18 protein-coding genes and 1 riboswitch are annotated in these 16,187 nt (G+C 47.1%); of the genes, 13 read left to right on the top strand and 5 right to left on the bottom strand.

Annotation, left to right across the window (positions count from 1 at the left end; translation table 11 throughout):
- Window positions 1-15: 15 nt before the first annotated feature.
- The 3 genes from ACFYU8_RS21945 to ACFYU8_RS21955 are packed head-to-tail and all read left to right on the top strand — an operon-like array spanning window position 16 to window position 2,614.
- On the top strand, window positions 16-1,026 hold the full coding sequence (locus ACFYU8_RS21945; RefSeq protein WP_390303207.1) for an ABC transporter ATP-binding protein: 1,011 nt from the start codon (window positions 16-18) through the stop codon (window positions 1,024-1,026).
- Window positions 1,019-1,813: an ABC transporter permease gene (locus ACFYU8_RS21950; RefSeq protein ID WP_390303204.1), complete on the top strand. Its 795-nt coding sequence runs from the start codon at window positions 1,019-1,021 to the stop codon at window positions 1,811-1,813. The genes ACFYU8_RS21945 and ACFYU8_RS21950 overlap by 8 nt, the downstream gene beginning before the upstream one ends.
- A gap of 3 nt (window positions 1,814-1,816) precedes the next feature.
- Entirely contained in the window at window positions 1,817-2,614 is a 798-nt protein-coding gene (locus ACFYU8_RS21955) for an ABC transporter permease (protein WP_390303201.1), read from the top strand.
- Between the two features lie 179 nt (window positions 2,615-2,793).
- Here ACFYU8_RS21955 and ACFYU8_RS21960 read toward each other — a convergent pair whose 3' ends face one another.
- Entirely contained in the window at window positions 2,794-2,889 is a 96-nt protein-coding gene (locus ACFYU8_RS21960; protein WP_012684786.1) for a putative holin-like toxin, read from the bottom strand.
- A 225-nt stretch (window positions 2,890-3,114) separates the two neighbouring features.
- A riboswitch (FMN riboswitch) is annotated at window positions 3,115-3,268 on the top strand.
- 230 nt (window positions 3,269-3,498) lie between these two features.
- Here ACFYU8_RS21960 and ACFYU8_RS21965 point away from each other — a divergent pair.
- Together ACFYU8_RS21965 and proS are read left to right on the top strand one after the other, a co-directional pair.
- A complete protein-coding gene (locus tag ACFYU8_RS21965; protein ID WP_390303198.1) occupies window positions 3,499-4,110 on the top strand; it encodes an ECF transporter S component in 612 nt (203 codons plus the stop codon).
- 312 nt (window positions 4,111-4,422) lie between these two features.
- On the top strand, window positions 4,423-5,889 hold the full coding sequence (gene proS, locus ACFYU8_RS21970; RefSeq protein ID WP_390303195.1) for a proline--tRNA ligase: 1,467 nt from the start codon (window positions 4,423-4,425) through the stop codon (window positions 5,887-5,889).
- 52 nt (window positions 5,890-5,941) lie between these two features.
- Here proS and ACFYU8_RS21975 read toward each other — a convergent pair whose 3' ends face one another.
- Together ACFYU8_RS21975 and ACFYU8_RS21980 are read right to left on the bottom strand one after the other, a co-directional pair.
- The gene (locus ACFYU8_RS21975) at window positions 5,942-6,397 is read right to left on the bottom strand and encodes an HAD family hydrolase (protein WP_390303192.1); all 456 of its coding nucleotides are present in this window, start codon (window positions 6,395-6,397) and stop codon (window positions 5,942-5,944) included.
- Between the two features lie 63 nt (window positions 6,398-6,460).
- On the bottom strand, window positions 6,461-7,078 hold the full coding sequence (locus ACFYU8_RS21980) for a helix-turn-helix domain-containing protein (protein ID WP_390303189.1): 618 nt from the start codon (window positions 7,076-7,078) through the stop codon (window positions 6,461-6,463).
- 156 nt (window positions 7,079-7,234) lie between these two features.
- On the opposite strand from ACFYU8_RS21980, the gene bcp reads away from it, so the two are divergent.
- Genes bcp through ACFYU8_RS22000 form a run of 4 tightly spaced genes read left to right on the top strand, consistent with a single transcriptional unit; the run spans window position 7,235 to window position 10,140 of the window.
- Window positions 7,235-7,705 (top strand): thioredoxin-dependent thiol peroxidase, encoded by a 471-nt coding sequence (bcp, locus tag ACFYU8_RS21985; RefSeq protein WP_390303186.1) that lies wholly within the window; start codon window positions 7,235-7,237, stop codon window positions 7,703-7,705.
- Window positions 7,706-7,742: 37 nt separating this feature from the next.
- On the top strand, window positions 7,743-8,795 hold the full coding sequence (locus tag ACFYU8_RS21990) for a M42 family metallopeptidase (protein ID WP_390303183.1): 1,053 nt from the start codon (window positions 7,743-7,745) through the stop codon (window positions 8,793-8,795).
- Between the two features lie 9 nt (window positions 8,796-8,804).
- Window positions 8,805-9,566, top strand: a complete 762-nt coding sequence (locus ACFYU8_RS21995; protein ID WP_106838393.1) for a class I SAM-dependent methyltransferase — start codon at window positions 8,805-8,807, stop codon at window positions 9,564-9,566.
- 25 nt (window positions 9,567-9,591) lie between these two features.
- Window positions 9,592-10,140 (top strand): cob(I)yrinic acid a,c-diamide adenosyltransferase, encoded by a 549-nt coding sequence (locus tag ACFYU8_RS22000; protein WP_390303180.1) that lies wholly within the window; start codon window positions 9,592-9,594, stop codon window positions 10,138-10,140.
- A gap of 39 nt (window positions 10,141-10,179) precedes the next feature.
- On the opposite strand, the gene ACFYU8_RS22005 is transcribed toward ACFYU8_RS22000, so the two are convergent.
- On the bottom strand, window positions 10,180-11,091 hold the full coding sequence (locus tag ACFYU8_RS22005; RefSeq protein ID WP_390303177.1) for an SDR family oxidoreductase: 912 nt from the start codon (window positions 11,089-11,091) through the stop codon (window positions 10,180-10,182).
- Window positions 11,092-11,209: 118 nt separating this feature from the next.
- Here ACFYU8_RS22005 and nth point away from each other — a divergent pair, with 118 nt between their 5' ends.
- From nth to ACFYU8_RS22020, 3 genes are all read left to right on the top strand, one after another.
- Entirely contained in the window at window positions 11,210-11,893 is a 684-nt protein-coding gene (gene nth, locus ACFYU8_RS22010; protein WP_390303174.1) for an endonuclease III, read from the top strand.
- Window positions 11,894-12,047: 154 nt separating this feature from the next.
- Window positions 12,048-12,482: a peroxide-responsive transcriptional repressor PerR gene (gene perR, locus ACFYU8_RS22015; RefSeq protein WP_017250178.1), complete on the top strand. Its 435-nt coding sequence runs from the start codon at window positions 12,048-12,050 to the stop codon at window positions 12,480-12,482.
- Window positions 12,483-12,754: 272 nt separating this feature from the next.
- On the top strand, window positions 12,755-14,488 hold the full coding sequence (locus ACFYU8_RS22020; RefSeq protein WP_390303170.1) for a glycosyl hydrolase family 18 protein: 1,734 nt from the start codon (window positions 12,755-12,757) through the stop codon (window positions 14,486-14,488).
- An 85-nt stretch (window positions 14,489-14,573) separates the two neighbouring features.
- Here ACFYU8_RS22020 and ACFYU8_RS22025 read toward each other — a convergent pair whose 3' ends face one another.
- Window positions 14,574-14,948: a YgzB family protein gene (locus ACFYU8_RS22025; RefSeq protein ID WP_047073749.1), complete on the bottom strand. Its 375-nt coding sequence runs from the start codon at window positions 14,946-14,948 to the stop codon at window positions 14,574-14,576.
- A 117-nt stretch (window positions 14,949-15,065) separates the two neighbouring features.
- Here ACFYU8_RS22025 and ACFYU8_RS22030 point away from each other — a divergent pair, with 117 nt between their 5' ends.
- A complete protein-coding gene (locus tag ACFYU8_RS22030; RefSeq protein ID WP_390303165.1) occupies window positions 15,066-15,926 on the top strand; it encodes a hypothetical protein in 861 nt (286 codons plus the stop codon).
- Window positions 15,927-16,187: the final 261 nt, after the last annotated feature.

The raw sequence follows: 16,187 nt of genomic DNA on the forward strand, positions 1-16,187 counted from the left end.
AAAGGACGGTATTCCATGATTCAGGTAAATCATTTACAAAAGGATTTCCGCATCCATCAGTCCAGACCGGGCCTTGGTGGTGCTTTTCGTGATTTGTTCAGCCGGGAGTACAAGACAGTAAACGCCGTGGATGACCTTTCTTTTACAGTAGAGGAAGGAGAAATGTTCGCGCTGATCGGGGAAAATGGTGCTGGAAAATCGACGACGATCAAGATGTTGACAGGCATCTTGACCCCGAGTGACGGCGAAATTGTCATCAATGGTTATGTGCCTTTTAAGCAGCGGGAGGAGTACGTTCGCTCCATCGGAGTTGTTTTCGGGCAGCGCTCTCAGCTGTGGTGGGATCTATCTCCGCTAGAGTCATTCCGTCTGTTGAAAAGTATTTATAAGGTAGACGAGGCAGAGGGAGAAAAGTGGCTGGAGCGCTTGATCGAGGAGCTGGAGATTACGCCGTTCGTCAGTCAGCCTGTTCGCAAGCTAAGCCTAGGCCAGCGAATGCGCTGTGAAGTAGCTGCATCTTTGATTCATAAGCCGCGCCTGTTGTTCCTCGATGAACCTACCGTGGGACTCGATGTACTCGTTAAACAAAAAATCCGTGAGTTTCTCCGCAATCTGAACGAGACGGAAAATATGACGATCTTGTTGACTACTCACGATGTATCCGACATTGAGGCCCTCTGTAAACGCGTGCTGGTCATGGACAAAGGGAAGCTGATCTTTGATGGCTTGCTGAATGACCTCAAAGAAAAATGGGGCAATGGCACAGAGGTATCGTTCCAGATGAAAAAGCGCACCTCTGCAGCAGTATTGCGTCAGGCATTAGGGGAATTGCCATGTCAGATCGAGCAAATCAATGACTTCACCCTCAGTGTAAAAGTAGCGCGGAGTCAGGAAATGCTGCCTTTTGTTTTGTCGACGGTCATGTCATCCTTTGAAGTCAGTGACGTGAAAATCGAGGAGACGAGCACAGAGGAAATCGTTCGCAATATTTATTCCTCAGATCAAGAGGTAGCTAGCCATGCGTAAGCTTTATATGGAACTCATTCGCATGAGGTTTTTGACGATGCTTGCTTATCGTGTGAACTACTACAGCGGGATCATTATCTATGCGATCAACATAGGGGCGTACTACTTTTTATGGGGAGCGATCTACGGAGGACAGCAGCAGCTGGGCGGGCTTACTGTGGAACAGATGACTTCCTACGTTGCGATTGCTTGGATGTCGCGGGCGTTTTATTTTAACAACATCGATACTGAAATAGCGCAGGACGTCCGAGAAGGCAAGGTCGCGATTGAAATGATACGCCCTTATAATTACTTGTCCGTGAAAACGGCGCAGGCATTTGGGGAAGGGATCTTTCGTTTTCTCTTTTTCGCGGGTCCAGGGATATTCCTTATTAGCTTGATCATTCCGTTCAGCTTCCCGGCGACAGCCACTGGATGGGGGCTGTATTTGATTAGCTTGATGTGTGCGTTTTTGATCAATACACAAATCAACCTAGTGACAGGCTTGCTGACTTTCTTCCTGTTCCGAAACGATGGTATGATGCGAGCCAAGCGGGTCGTAGTGGATCTGTTATCTGGTCTCGTGTTGCCGATCAGCTTTTTCCCAGGCTGGGCGCAAACGGTAATGGGTTACCTTCCTTTTCAGGCAGTCAACTATTATCCGAGCCTGATCTTCACAGGTGCTATTACAACGCAACGTTCCTGGGAATTGATCGGTTTTCAGGTCATCTGGATGTTTGTCATACTGGTTCCCATCTTGGTGATGTGGCGTCTTGCCCGCAACAAGCTGGTCGTGCAGGGAGGGTAGAGCATGCAAAACATGAGACATATTTTCAGTATTTTTGCCGACTACCTGAGCCAGTACTTTAAGACGAGACTTGCCTATCGAACGGACTTTATCGGGGATTTTGTGTCTAATCTGGTTTCTGAGTTGATCAATCTCATCTTTATTATTGTCGTGTTCACGCATGTTCCGCTTATGGGGGATTGGACGCGTGACGAGATTATCTTTATTTATGGTTTCTTTTTGGTTCCGTACGCATTGTTCTCGATGTTCTTCGGTTTTTGGGACTTCAACGAGCGTTATATCATCCGGGGCGAGATGGATCGAATTCTGACGAGACCGATTCACAATCTGGCGCAGGTGTGCCTCGAGTCGATTGCGCCAGACCGCATTTTTGGGGTCATAACCGGGATCATTATCATGGGGTATGCTGCCATTCAACTCGATTTGTCGTTTTACTGGTACGACGTGTTCATCTTTATCGGGCTCTCGATCAGCGGGGCACTGATTTACGGTGGTGTGTATACCGCGATTGCTGCCGTTAGCTTCTTTTCCGACTCGCGGACAGGGATTGCCCCGATGATCTACAACATTCAGCAGTATGGACGCTATCCGGTAGACGTGTACAACAAAGCCATTCGCTTTGTGCTCACCTACGTGCTGCCGTTTGCCTTCGTGGGTGTTTATCCGGCGGCTTACTTTTTGCGCAAGGAAGTTTGGTACACTTATGCGGCAATGACGCCGGTAGTGGCTATTATTTTCTTTGGGATTGGGCTACTCGTTTGGAATTGGGGTGTCACGAAGTATCGGGGAGCAGGTTCTTGATGATTTATAATTCGACCTCTCTGTGGTAATATTGGATGTAACGAGATCTACAAGCATAAAGTAAAAAAGACCGTTCCGGCGGCAACCGGAACGGTAGGTACAATAGGCGCTTCCCGCAAAGGGGTGCGGCTCAATTCTTGGTGTGAAATAGACCGCAGAGCTGTCAACTCAAGGGCGGTCTATTTCTTTTTGGTCAAGGTAACAACCAAGCCGATTAAAGCGACCAGGAACAACCCAAACTGGAAAAGCAGTCCGAGTGTTTCATTCGTTACCACAGGCCTCACCCCCTTTCAAATGGGGATGAGCTGCGACCACCCTTGAGGAGCCGATTCTATTGTACAAGCGAATGATAGCATGAAGTGCTCTCTAGTTAGCAAGTGTCTTTTTTTATTCTTTATTCACACTAAACTCATCGGAAAAATAAACAAAAAGTGTCGAGTTGGCAGTTTCCTCTATTGTCAAATTAAAAAACAGCAGTATAATATGCTGTATACAACTACACATTCCTTCGGGGCAGGGTGAAATTCCCGACCGGCGGTGATCATGCTTTTGCATGTTAAGCCCGCGAGCCTCCCGAGCTGCAAGTAGCGACGGAGTGCAGGATCTGGTGTGATTCCAGAGCCGACAGTACAGTCTGGATGGGAGAAGGATGACGACAGTACGTTTATCACACGTGCTTGTTTGCCTGTGCAAACGGGATGAGAACGTAGAGGCCAGCCCTCTTGTTTCTTGTACCTTTTATTTGCGCACGGTTTTGTCATACGCTTGCAAATGCCCTGTGGAACTTATAGCCACAGGGTTTATTATGTTTGTATGACCAGACGTGTGAGCTTACAACGACTGTTGCCATTCCTCAAGAAGGAAAAAATGAGGAGATGGTAAACATGAAAGAAACAGCGCTGCATTCTTCGCGCACGCGTGCAACCCAGAAGCTGGTGACGATTCCCATGCTTGCGGCCGTTGCATTTATTCTGCAGTATCTCGAGGTTCCCGTTCCACTAATGCCAAGCTTTTTGAAGCTCGACTTCAGCACACTCCCGGCATTGATCGGGGGACTCATGTACGGACCAGTAGCCGGCGTTATTATCGAGGTACTGAAAAATACACTGCACATGCTTTTCAAAAATACAGACGGTCTTTTGATCGGTGAGCTCGCAAACGTCGTAGCAGGATCAAGCTTTATTGTTGCGGCTGTCTACATGCAGCGTCTTGGTCAAGGCAAAAAAGGCTTCCTGACTGGTCTTGCTCTGGGAACGCTGTTGATGACGATTGTCATGGCTGTGGCGAATGCATACGTGTTGTTGCCTGCGTACGCTGTGCTTTATCAAATGCCGATTGAAAAGCTTTTGACTATGTTCAACGCGACAAGTATCTGGTCACTGGTTCTCTACGGAATCGTACCGTTCAATCTTTTTAAAGGTGTCATGATTTCTGTGGTGGCCTATCCGATTTACGTAAAGCTCGGATCTCGAATTGCTGCCCGTACTAGCAATTGACAACTCCAATGTGACTCGCTAATATGTGTAGTTAATAGAAAGTTACAAAAGGCTATGAAAGGACCCGCAGCTATACCCTCGTGACAGAGAGTCGGCCCTAGTCTGGAAGGCTGATACGTAAAGGATAACTGCACCCCATCCTGAAGCCGCTGGTGAAGAGCTTAGCCGGATGCCCACCGTTATCGGGTTATCGAGAGGACTATGGCGTATGCTGTGGTCAATCAGGGTGGTACCGCGGAAGTTGATCCTCCGTCCCTTTTTGGGATGGGGGATTTTTGTATTTTACGTAAGAATAAAAAGGAGCGTAGACGGATGAAAGAGGACAAAGCGTTTGTAAAAGAAATTACACCGCAATCGGAGGATTTTTCGCGTTGGTACATCGATGCCATAAAAAAGGCGGATTTGATGGACTACACACCGGTACGCGGCTGCATCGTGTTCAAGCCGGATGGCTTCGAGCTGTGGGAGCGAATTCAAGAGGCGATGAATAAGCGCTTCAAGGAGACAGGGCATCGCAATGCCTATTTCCCGATGCTGATCCCCGAGTCTTTCTTTCAAAAAGAAAAAGAGCATATCGAGGGCTTCAATCCAGAGCTGCCGTGGGTAACAGAGGCTGGGGGCGAGCCGCTAGAAGAAAAGCTCGCGCTTCGTCCGACCTCGGAGACGATCATCGGACATATGTACAGCCAATGGATTCAGAGCTACCGCGACCTGCCTGTACTGATCAACCAATGGGCAAACGTGTTTCGCTGGGAAAAGCGGACGATGCCGTTCTTGCGCACATCGGAATTCCTCTGGCAGGAAGGCCACACCGCACATGCGACAGAGGAGGAAGCTCGTCAGGAAACGATGCAAATGCTGGAGATTTACCGAGAGGTCGTCGAGCAGGAGCTGGCCATTCCGGTTTGGAAGGGACAAAAAACACCGAGTGAGCGCTTTGCCGGTGCTGTCGACACGTATTCCATCGAGGCGATGATGAAGGATGGCAAAGCAGTGCAAGCGGGCACCTCGCACTATTTGGGCGATAAATTCGCGCGCGGCTTTGAAATCAAGTTCTTGGATCGTGACAATCAGTTCAAGTACGTTCACACCACATCATGGGGCACCTCTACGCGACTGATTGGTTCGATGATCATGGTGCATGGCGATGACCGCGGTCTAGTGTTGCCGCCTCGCATGGCTCCGACACAGGTTATTATGATCCCAGTCGGTCCGATGAAGCTGCGCGAGAAAGTAATGGAGGCGTTTGATCCACTCTTTGACGAGATTAAGGCGGCAGGAGTGCGTGTGCGTGCTGATCTTCGCGAAGAAACACCAGGCTGGAAGTTCAATGAGTGGGAAATGCGCGGGGTTCCGCTGCGCCTAGAGCTCGGTCCGCGCGACGTGGAAAATGGTCAAGTAATTCTGGCTCGTCGTGATACAGGGGAAAAGGTTACGGTTTCACTTGAAGGTATCGCGCAGACAGTTGCTCAACTGTTGGAAGAGATTCAGCAAAATATGTTCCAAAAAGCACTAGCCTTTCGTGATGAGAACTCACATTTCGGGATCGATACGCTGGAGCAGTTATCCGCTCATATTGCAAAATGCGAGAGCGAAAACAATACGAGCGGATGGGTGTTAGCTGGCTGGTGTGGGGATGATGCTTGTGAATCGAAGGTCAAAGAAGAAACCAAGTTCACTTCACGCAACATTCCGTTTGATCCTCCTGTACAGAAGAAAACGTGCATTTGCTGCGGCAAAGAGTCACAGCATAGCGTCTGGTTCGGACGTGCGTATTAATCAGAAAAGGGTGTGTCCACGCTTCGGCGTCAGGGCACACCCTTTTTTTCATCTAGCGTCCGAATATCCAATCAGTAAAAGCTTGCACATCCGTAAAGTGGTAGTCAGGCTCGGGATCGAATTTTCCAGACTTTTGTGTGACCAAAAGCCAATCCACACCGACTGTTCGCAAACCAGCCGCACGGCCAGCTAACACATCGGCATCACTGTCACCTACGAAAATGGTTTCCGCAGGCGTAGCGCCTAGCTGTTTCATATTTTCTGGGTTTTGTACGCGGGAGTGTTCATCTGTGTATACACGATAAAAATGAGCGAGGGCGTTGTCATGCGCATGTGTGGGAAGCTTGTTTTGCAAAATGCCTGTCTCTGTGGGGCCAAAGAGAGCTACAATCTGTTCGTCCGTATAATGCTCCTGCAAAAACTGCTGAAAAGTAGAGCGAAAAGCGGTGAAGATCAGGGGGAGGGTATCGGCAACTGTGCCGTCAAAATCAAACAAGATCGTCCGCATTGGCGTCCTCCTTTGATTAAAAAATGAAAGAAAACCATCGTATCTGATGGTTTTCTTGGTGACTTACTCTTCCGAATCATCAAAAGGATCATCTACATCATCTGTTGGATCAGCAGGGGTCAATGGGAACAGGGTATCGAAAAACTTGAATTTTCGACGGCCAGTTTCCTTTTTGAACCCTTTATACTTTTGCAACAGCTCAGAGATGTCTTCGACAAATTGATTACGTTCATCTTGACTCAGATAAAACTCGGTCAAATTATAAGCAAACGTATTTTGGTATTCTTTCCGAACATCTTGGTCGCTGGCGACGAAGCGGTTGAGAGTCCTCATGAGGTCCTTTTCCGTAGTCCGAAACGGTGTAAACATGACATCACTTAATTGTTGAGCATTTTCTTCAATCATCAATTGAAGCTTGACCTGAATGACCTTGGCAACGGGCTCATAATATTTCTCCACGATTGAGCCTTTTACCCGGGTATCCACTTGCTCGAGCAACCCAACACGCACGAGCTCCTTCACATGATAATGTAGCCGTGCTGCATTTTCGCCTAGTTCTGTAGCGATTTGTTTGGCCGTTCTGGGCTCCAAATCTTCAAAGAGTTCCAAAATTTTCACGCGTTCCGATATAGCAAGCGATTTCAACGCTTCTGGATCTGTTACTTCAAAAAACTCTTTCATGTTAATTCACCATCCAACTGACTAGGCCAAATTTTATTTTTTTTTATTCTATCCTTTTCTGAATCAAAGCGCAACTTGTATGCGGATGAAGTGGATACTAGATTGTGGTAAAATGGGACCAGCGAAAACAGGATATTATCGAGAGGAGGGAAAAGTTTGACGGCAGTAGGACAAGCTGCACCTGCATTTACTTTGCTGGCGAGCAATAATCAGACCATCTCACTTTCCCAATTTCATGGACAAAATGTGGTGCTTTATTTTTATCCGAAGGACCAAACGCCGACATGTACCACAGAAGCATGCGACTTTCGTGACTTCCATTCGGGCTTTGCTGAACTGAATACAGTTGTTCTCGGAATCAGTCCGGATTCTGTGAAATCGCATGACAAATTTATCGCGAAGCATGAATTGCCTTTTCCACTTCTGGCAGATCCGGATCACCAAGTGGCAGAGGCTTATGGTGTGTGGGTGTTGAAAAAAATGTACGGACGAGAGTACATGGGCATTGAACGCACGACGTTCGTCATTGATAAAGAAGGCAACATCGCAAAAGTATGGCAAAAAGTAAAGGTCAAAGGGCATGTGCAGGAAGTGCTTCAATTTATTAAGGAAAAGCTTCAATCCTAACGTTTATTTCGCAATGGGCGAATGGAGGAACATACAAATGAGCGTATCCACGGAATATGTTGTGCAAAGCTTTTGCCAATTGGCGAACATCCCAAGTCCATCTGGCAATACGGAAAAAGTAATGGCCTGGGTTGCACAAGAGTTAGAAAAGCTTGGTGTTTCCTATAAACGGACAAACAAAGGGGCAATCGTTGCAACAGTAGCGGGGGCCAATAACGACAAGGCAAGACTCTTGACAGCTCACGTCGATACACTGGGCGCGATGGTAAAAGAAATAAAGGGCAACGGGCGCTTGAAGCTGACCTTGATCGGCGGTTTTGCATTCAATGCGATTGAAGGGGAGCACTGCGTTGTAGAGACTAGCACCGGTCGTCTTGTAACCGGTACCATTTTGTCCACCAAAGCTTCCGTGCATGTTTACAGCTCAGAAGCGGGGAAAGCCGAGCGCAATGAGGCGAACATGGAAGTCCGACTGGATGAAAAGGTCACAAACAAAGAGCAAGTACTTGCGCTGGGGATTTCCGTCGGAGATTTTGTCTCTTTTGATCCGCGGGTGACTGTAACGGATAGCGGCTTTATCAAGTCCCGTCATATCGACGACAAAGCAAGTGTAGCTGTGCTGCTGGGGGTCTTAAAAGAACTGACTGAATCCGGCATGAAGCTGCCTTACACCACACACTTTTTTATCAGTAATAATGAAGAGATCGGTTACGGTGGCAATTCCAGCATCCCTGCCAACGTGGTGGAATACCTGGCTGTCGACATGGGAGCGATTGGAGACGGACAGACGACGGATGAGTATTGTGTGTCCATTTGTGCGAAGGATTCCACAGGACCTTACCACTACGGATTGCGCAGCCATCTGACCAAGCTCGCACAAGCGAGCGGTCTGAACTACCAAGTGGATATTTATCCCTACTACGGTTCTGACGCAAGTGCGGCACTGAGAGCCGGGTATGACGTTGTCCATGGCTTGATCGGACCGGGAGTAGATGCTTCTCACTCCCATGAACGTACACATAAAGAAGCGCTCGACAACACGGCAGAGCTCGTGATGGCCTACCTTCAATCAGAAGAAATGCAAGCATAGGAGGACCATATGAGCAATATGTATCAATGGGCTGACTACTATGATCTCACACAACGCGGTGTTGCGGGTGATGTGGAGTTCTATCTGGAACAAGCCAAGCTGGCAGGGGGAAAGGTGCTGGATCTCGCTTGCGGCACCGGAAGAATCAGCATTCCGATGGCGCAGGCTGGCATCGACGTTACCGGAATTGACCTATCCCAGGATATGCTGGCAAGAGCCCAGGTAAAAGCAGAGGAACAAGGTGTGACATCCGGTTTGAAGCTATTACAGGGGGATATGCGCGCCTTTGATCTGCAGGAGTCATTTTCGTTGATTATGATTCCTTTTCGGTCGTTTTTGCACCTTTTGCATGTTCAAGAGCAAATGAAGGCATTGACGTGCATTCGCAAGCATCTGGCTCCAGGCGGGAAGTTCATCATGAATGTGTTTGTGCCCAAGATTCAGCATTTTTACGAGGAAAATGAAAAAATGTCCTTGCGTGGCACCTATCCACTCCCGTCGGGGGAAGAGGTTGCGATGTGGGATTACACCCGTTATGACCATTTTCAGCAACTGTCCGAAGTGACACGCATATACGAGCGTACGGATGCACAGGGAGTTGTGACGGAACGGGTGAAGGGCCGATTTACTATCCGCTACATTTTTCCCGCAGAGCTCCATCATCTGCTTCGCTTAAACGGCTTGAAGGTCACACAACGATACGGTTCTTTTGCAAAGACACCTTTTGATGCAAATAGCTCAGAATTGATTCTGGTCGCAGAAGCTTTGTAAACGGAACCTGAGGAGGGGATACGGAATGAAGATTTATACAAAGTCAGGGGATAAAGGTGAGACATCACTGGTTGCAGGTGTCCGCGTGCCTAAATTTGCGGACCGTGTAGAGGCATACGGTACGTGCGATGAAGCTAACTCGCAGATTGGATTGGCACTGGCCCTGTTGCCTGCGGTGGAAGAGTGGAAGGGATTGCAGGATGTTTTCCATGTCATTCAAACAAAGCTGTTCCATGTAGGGGCTGAATTGGCGACGCCAGAAGGCAAAAAAGTAGGTTGGCCCATTGCAGAAGAGGACGTTACTTTTCTGGAAGAGCAAATTGACAAGCTAGATGCAGAGTTGCCGCCGCTCACCAATTTTATTTTGCCTGGGGGTCATCCGTCAGCAGCCGCCTTCCATGTTTCGCGTACGGTCGTCAGACGTGCAGAGCGAAAAGCTGTCCATGTGGCACAGCAGGAGCAGGTAAACCCGTCCGTGGTCAAATACCTCAACCGTTTGTCCGATTACCTTTTCGTTGTGGCCCGTCATATTAATAAAGAAACAAGTGCAGTTGAGAAAACGCTGCACGAATAGGCAAAAGCCCCCTGGAATCAATTAGGGGGCTTCCCTTTTTTATTTGGTACGCAGGTAAGTGGTGATTCCCGGGAGAAAGCCGATTTTCTCTGTGTGAAAAGTATCGTAGAGAAGCTTTCCGTCCTTACATGCGTTTCCTTCTAGCAGCATAGTGAGCTGCGTATTGGTAATAGGAAAGAAAGGGAATCTCTCCATCATATTGACTACAGGCTTCATCAAAGCAAGGGGAATGTGAATTTTATTGACCTTCCGCTTACCGATGGCCTCGCCAATCGCATCTAAGATTTGGCCGTAGGAGAGTGGTTCGGGTCCACCTGTTTCATAGGTTTGATTGGTTGTCTCAGGTCGGCTCAAGGCTTGCACGAATACATCGGCCACCGTTTTGCGAGCGACTGGCTGCAAAGGGTAGGAACCATCACCAATGACCGGAGTGACAGGCAACCGAACCAGATCGGCAAGCATGTTCACGAATTCATCCCCAGGACCAAAAATAACAGAGGGACGGAAAATGACGTACGGAATACCGCTTGCTTGTACCAGTTGCTCCGCTTCATATTTGGTACGGTGGTAGGCGCTAGTAGCGTTTTCTCGTGCGCCCAGGGCACTCATATGTACAAAGCGCTTAATTCCAGCTTGCTTGGCGGCCTCCAGTACATTTTTTGTGCCTTCTACATGGATACGAGAAAAGAGAATGTCTTTCCCTGGTTGTTCGCGAATAATTCCGATGAGGTGGATGACAGCATCACAGCCTTGCATCGCTCTCATCAACGATTCTTTATCAAACAGATCGCCAGTTGCTTCGGTTATATGCGCATTGGCGGTTTTGTTGTAGGGAAGCTTACCTGTTGAACTAGCCCTGGTGAGGCAAACGATCTCATGCCCTTCTGCCTGCAAGCGTTCGAGTATACCCCGTCCAACAAACCCTGTGGCACCAGTCAGGAATACTTTCATGGAAAACCTCCTCCCGTTAAATACTTCCAGACTCATTGTACATCATGTGCAGTCTGCGGTGCTATCGATCGCTATGTTGACCAAGACGGTATAATGGAGGGAAAAGGGGGATATATTTATGGCACAACGCAAAGTACCTGTTGCCGACATTTTGGATAATTTGCAGCAGCTTTATCCGGATGCGCACTGTGAATTGAATTATACAACCCCGTTTGAACTTCTCATTGCGACCATTCTTTCTGCCCAATGTACAGATAAACGGGTGAATGAGATTACAGCACCCATGTTCCAGCAGCTAAACCAGCCGGAGCATTACCTTCATTTGACACAGGAAGAAATGGAAGAGCATATAAAAGGACTCGGGTTGTATAAGAATAAGAGTAAAAACATTTTAGAGACCTGTAGAATCTTGTATGAAAAATACAATAGCGTAGTTCCACAAACGCATGCCGAGCTCGAAGCATTGCCAGGGGTAGGGAGAAAGACTGCCAATGTCGTTTTGTCCAATGCGTTTGGGATTCCTGCGATAGCGGTGGATACGCATGTATTCCGCGTTGGGAATCGGCTAGGCCTTGCGAATAGTGACAATGTAGACGAAGTGGAGCGTCAGCTCATGAAGCGCATTCCAAAAGCGAAGTGGACGGATGCACATCATTGGCTAATCTGGCACGGCAGACGTGTATGCTCGTCGCGCAATCCTCAGTGCGGCAGCTGTACAATTCAATCCATGTGTAAGTTTGCACAGGCGGAAGCAAAAAAAGCCAAGAAACCTGCAACAAAAAAGCCCGCAAAAGTAAAGTAAAAAACCTGATTTTCCACTTCTTTCTGTTCAAATCCGATGAATGGATATTGACAGTTTTCGTTGACTAGACGTACACTTATTTATAGTAATTCTAATCAATGACATTAGAGAAGCTTGTTCTTTTGTCTTGCGAAAGACTGTGGGGTGTAACAAGATGGTACAACGTGTGGAGAAAGCAGTTGAAATCCTCAAGAATACCGGGGTTCGCATGACACCTCAGCGCCATGCAATTTTGACCTATTTGCTGGAAACGATGACTCACCCGACGGCTGACGAAATATATAAAGCCCTTGAAGGCAAATTCCCGAATATGAGCGTTGCAACGATTTACAACAATCTACGAGTCTTTAAAGATGCTGGATTGGTTACAGAGCTCACTTACGGGGATGCGTCCAGCCGATTCGATGCCAATGTGGAAGAAGATCATTATCACGCGATCTGTTCCACCTGTGGTGCAATCAGGGACTTCCACTTTCCGTATTTGCGGGATGCAGAAGTAGCTGCTTCCAAAGACATCGGCTTCAAAGTAACCGGACATCGTATGGAAGTTTATGGCGTTTGTGATTCCTGTCAAAAGAATCCCCACTAAGAATGTGTTTGATGAATGAGCACCTCCTGCTTGAATCGGATAATCCGGTGATGCAGGGGGTGCTTGTTTTTGGAGGACATAACCCTTTCTGTCGATATCTGTAACCTTTTGGCTTCTCGTACGTCTTTTTCTTGGTAGGAAGCTTGTCCGTGAATTACCAGAATACAAAAGGTTGTGAATGGATTGAACCAACGCTATGATCGAAATAATGAGTCAAATCATAAAGTCCAAGTCAGAAGACAGGCTTATGTACTGGGAAGCAGGTGGAGAGTATGAGCAGGGAGTCAGGTAGAGCTCTGCGACCAAGACGAAGAAAACGAAGGGTTTTTCGCTCGCTGTTTTTGTTAAGCTTTTTCTTGTTGGCCATCTTCGGCAGCATCTACTGGTTTTTTGTGCTCCGTGCCTCAACTGAGCATGTGCAGCCGTATGATGGTGATAAAAATGTGATTGTATACGAAGGCTCACGAAAAGAGTCGTCTTATTTATTGGAATCAGAGCAAATATTGCTACCCTTTGATTTCATTAAAGAAAGCATTGATCCTGCGATTTTTTGGGATGAGCCTACACGTTCGGTTATTGTCACGACGAAGGATAAGGTGCTTCGGATGGAGAGCGGAGAAGTTGTCGCTTATCTGAACAAAAAACCTGTGGATTTACTTGTTCCGGTTAAAGAGATTGACGGAACACGTTATGTCCCGTTGGATCCATTGGAAAAGCTATATCCTTACTCTTTTGAGCGAAAAGCAGATACGGGTGTCCTAGTCGTTGAAAAAGAGGGCTACGAAATTCAGCAAGCGAAAGTGATCGCTGCAGAGGAAAAACAAGCCCTGCGTACCGGTGCTTCTCACCGAACCCCGATCGTAGCAGAACTGTCGTCAGGAGAGGTTGTAGACGTTCTTGGCAAAGAGGAAAACTGGTATCGCGTTTTGACGGCCTCGGGAATAGGCGGGTTCATTTCTGAGAAAAGCATTGAAATGACGGATGTGCGCAAAGTTCAGCTGGAGCACGCGACTACTAGCGGACAACAACACGCTGCTTGGAAACCTGAGGGAAAGATCAACCTCGTATGGGAACACGTCGTCAGTAAAAATCCGGATGTTTCAAAAATTAGTGCATTACCAGGGGTAAATGTAGTTTCTCCTACTTGGTTTGAAATGAAGGATGCAGAAGGAAATCTGTTGAACAGGGCCGATCCTGCATACGTGAAATGGGCCCATAATAGGGGCTACAAGGTTTGGGGTCTAGTTACAAACGGCTTTAATCCGGATTGGACCAAGTCAGTTCTCAGTAGCTATGATAAGCGAGATAAGTTAATTGCCCAACTCTTGTACTACGCTCATCTTTATGATCTCGATGGCATCAACATCGATTTTGAAAACGTGTATTTGGAAGAAAAAGAGGAGCTCGTACAGTTTGTTCGGGAGCTGACGCCGTATCTCCATCAGCAAGGACTGACCGTTTCCATAGATGTGACTATCAAGTCAAACGCGAAGCAATGGTCCATGTTTCTAGATCGGAAAGCTTTGGCGGAGGTCGTCGATTATGTTGCGGTGATGACATATGACGAGCATTGGGCAGCGAGTCCAAAAGCTGGTTCTGTCGCATCATTGCCATGGGTGGAGCGGGGCTTGCAAGGAGTTTTGGAAGAAGTCCCTCACGAAAAGCTCTTGCTGGGTGTACCTTTTTACACACGCTTGTGGACAGAAGCCAAGCAGGCTGATGGCACTGTGAAGGTAAGCTCCAAAGCATATACCATGACGAAAGCGCAAGATTGGATCAACGAACGCAAGCTGACGCCTGTTCTGGATGAAGCTTCAGGTCAACATTACGTGGAGTATAAAGACCCGAAAGATGGCAACGTCTATAAAATGTGGATAGAAGATGTAACTTCTATGAAGAAGCGTATGGAGATCGTCAATAAGTACGACTTGGCGGGTGTAGCTTCTTGGCGCCGTGGTTTTGAGGTGCCGGAGATATGGCAAGCAATTGACGAGACTCTGAAATAAAAGATAGATAGCTTTCACGAAAGAAAGCCACCTGTGCTCCCGAATGCTGGGGAATTAGCAGGTGGCTTTTTACGTATAGGATGAATTATGTCTGGTTTTGCTGAGGATGTCCGTCTTCTAGGCGTAAAGGTTGTCCACAAAACATACAGGCGTCTTCTTTTCCCAACATCTTCGTCACTTTTTGGCATGAAGGGCATTGCACTTGTGGTGCTGAAGTGGAGACCATCCCGGAAATCATAAACAAGACTGTACTGCCCATTGTCAGAATGAACCCGATGATCAAAAGCAGCGTCATAAAAATGTAAGAGCCTTTTAAGAGGCTTCCAAGTAAAGGAATAAAGTCCAAATAACCTGCAAAAAATGCGTACCCTGTATACATCAGCAAAATGCCGATTACCATGCTCCAGTTGCCCCATGTGCGCATGCGTTTGATCTTGCTCAGGCGTTCTGTATTTTTCATGATCATTCCTCCTACCCTATAGTATAGCATACAAAGGATTTGTCTGTTGACAAGCAGGAAACGGACAAGACTTGTAGAATCCATAAGTTCAACCCAGGGGGCAGGGAGGAACAAGGCATGACTTTGAGGCAGACGTATCTGAAAAATCTCCAGCAGCGCTTGGATGTACAAGCGGTGCTTGTTTTAAATGATTCAGATATGCTAGTCCCATTTCGCGAGGGAATCTTTTATTTCGTCGTAGTAAATGAGCCCCAAGCTGATGGTAAAATCCGCAGGATGCTATTTCAAGAACAGGTGATCATTGAGCAGCAAATCAGCACGTGGCAACTGGAGAAGGGAGCCATCTGCGGTTTGGATGAACGACTTGCCGAGATGCTTCGAAGGGCAGAAATCATTTGGGACAAAGATCATTATATGAAACAAATGAAACTGCGCCTCGCTAGTTTGTCATCTTCTCTCCAGAAAAAACATATCTGTAAGGAGTATTCCCAAATCCTTCGTTTTTTTCACGAGACAAAAGAGTTTTTGCAGCAAGGCATGATGCTGGATGCGCATCACTCTGCCATTCAAACGATCCACTACTTGGCTCGTCTCATTGTATATGAAGCGGGAGATCATCCTCAGCCAGCTTTATGGACGCAAGTCAAACAGATAGATCCTTCTATTTATAAGTTATATGAGGAGCTATCATTTAATGCTGAAGCATTGGAGAAGCGAATTGAACTGCTTGTGCTGGCCATTGAATTCTGGATCGCATCCAGAACGAAGGAATCTGTTCGATACATAGTTGAGGTCATGGAGACGAAAGCTGGGCCTTGGCGTTTGGAAGAGTTGATGAATCACCCAATGATTCAAGAGGCTGAGATCGAGATTCCTCTCGTGATAGTCAAGATGCTCCAACGCTTGTTGATCCAAGAGATCGTATGCAAAGAAAGAGAAAATGGCGACAGAGAAACAGGTTTTATTTTAATGGGATAAAAAAATTTCAATTAGTGTTGACTTCTATTTGCGATCCATGCTATATTAACAAACGTCGCCGCTGCGCTAACGCAGAGCGGTCGAGAAAAAAGTTTTAAAAAACACTTGATTTCACAAGTGGATATGTGGTAAATTAAGAAAGTCGCCTCTGGGCGATGAAATAAAGAATGCTCTTTGAAAACTGAACAGCGAAAGCGTTAATGAGTCTATCATTAAATGATTTGCCAGCTTTGAACCAGTAACAAACTTTATTGGAGAGTT

It is taken from the genome of Brevibacillus sp. NPDC003359 (assembly GCF_042878995.1).
GTDB lineage: Bacteria > Bacillota > Bacilli > Brevibacillales > Brevibacillaceae > Brevibacillus.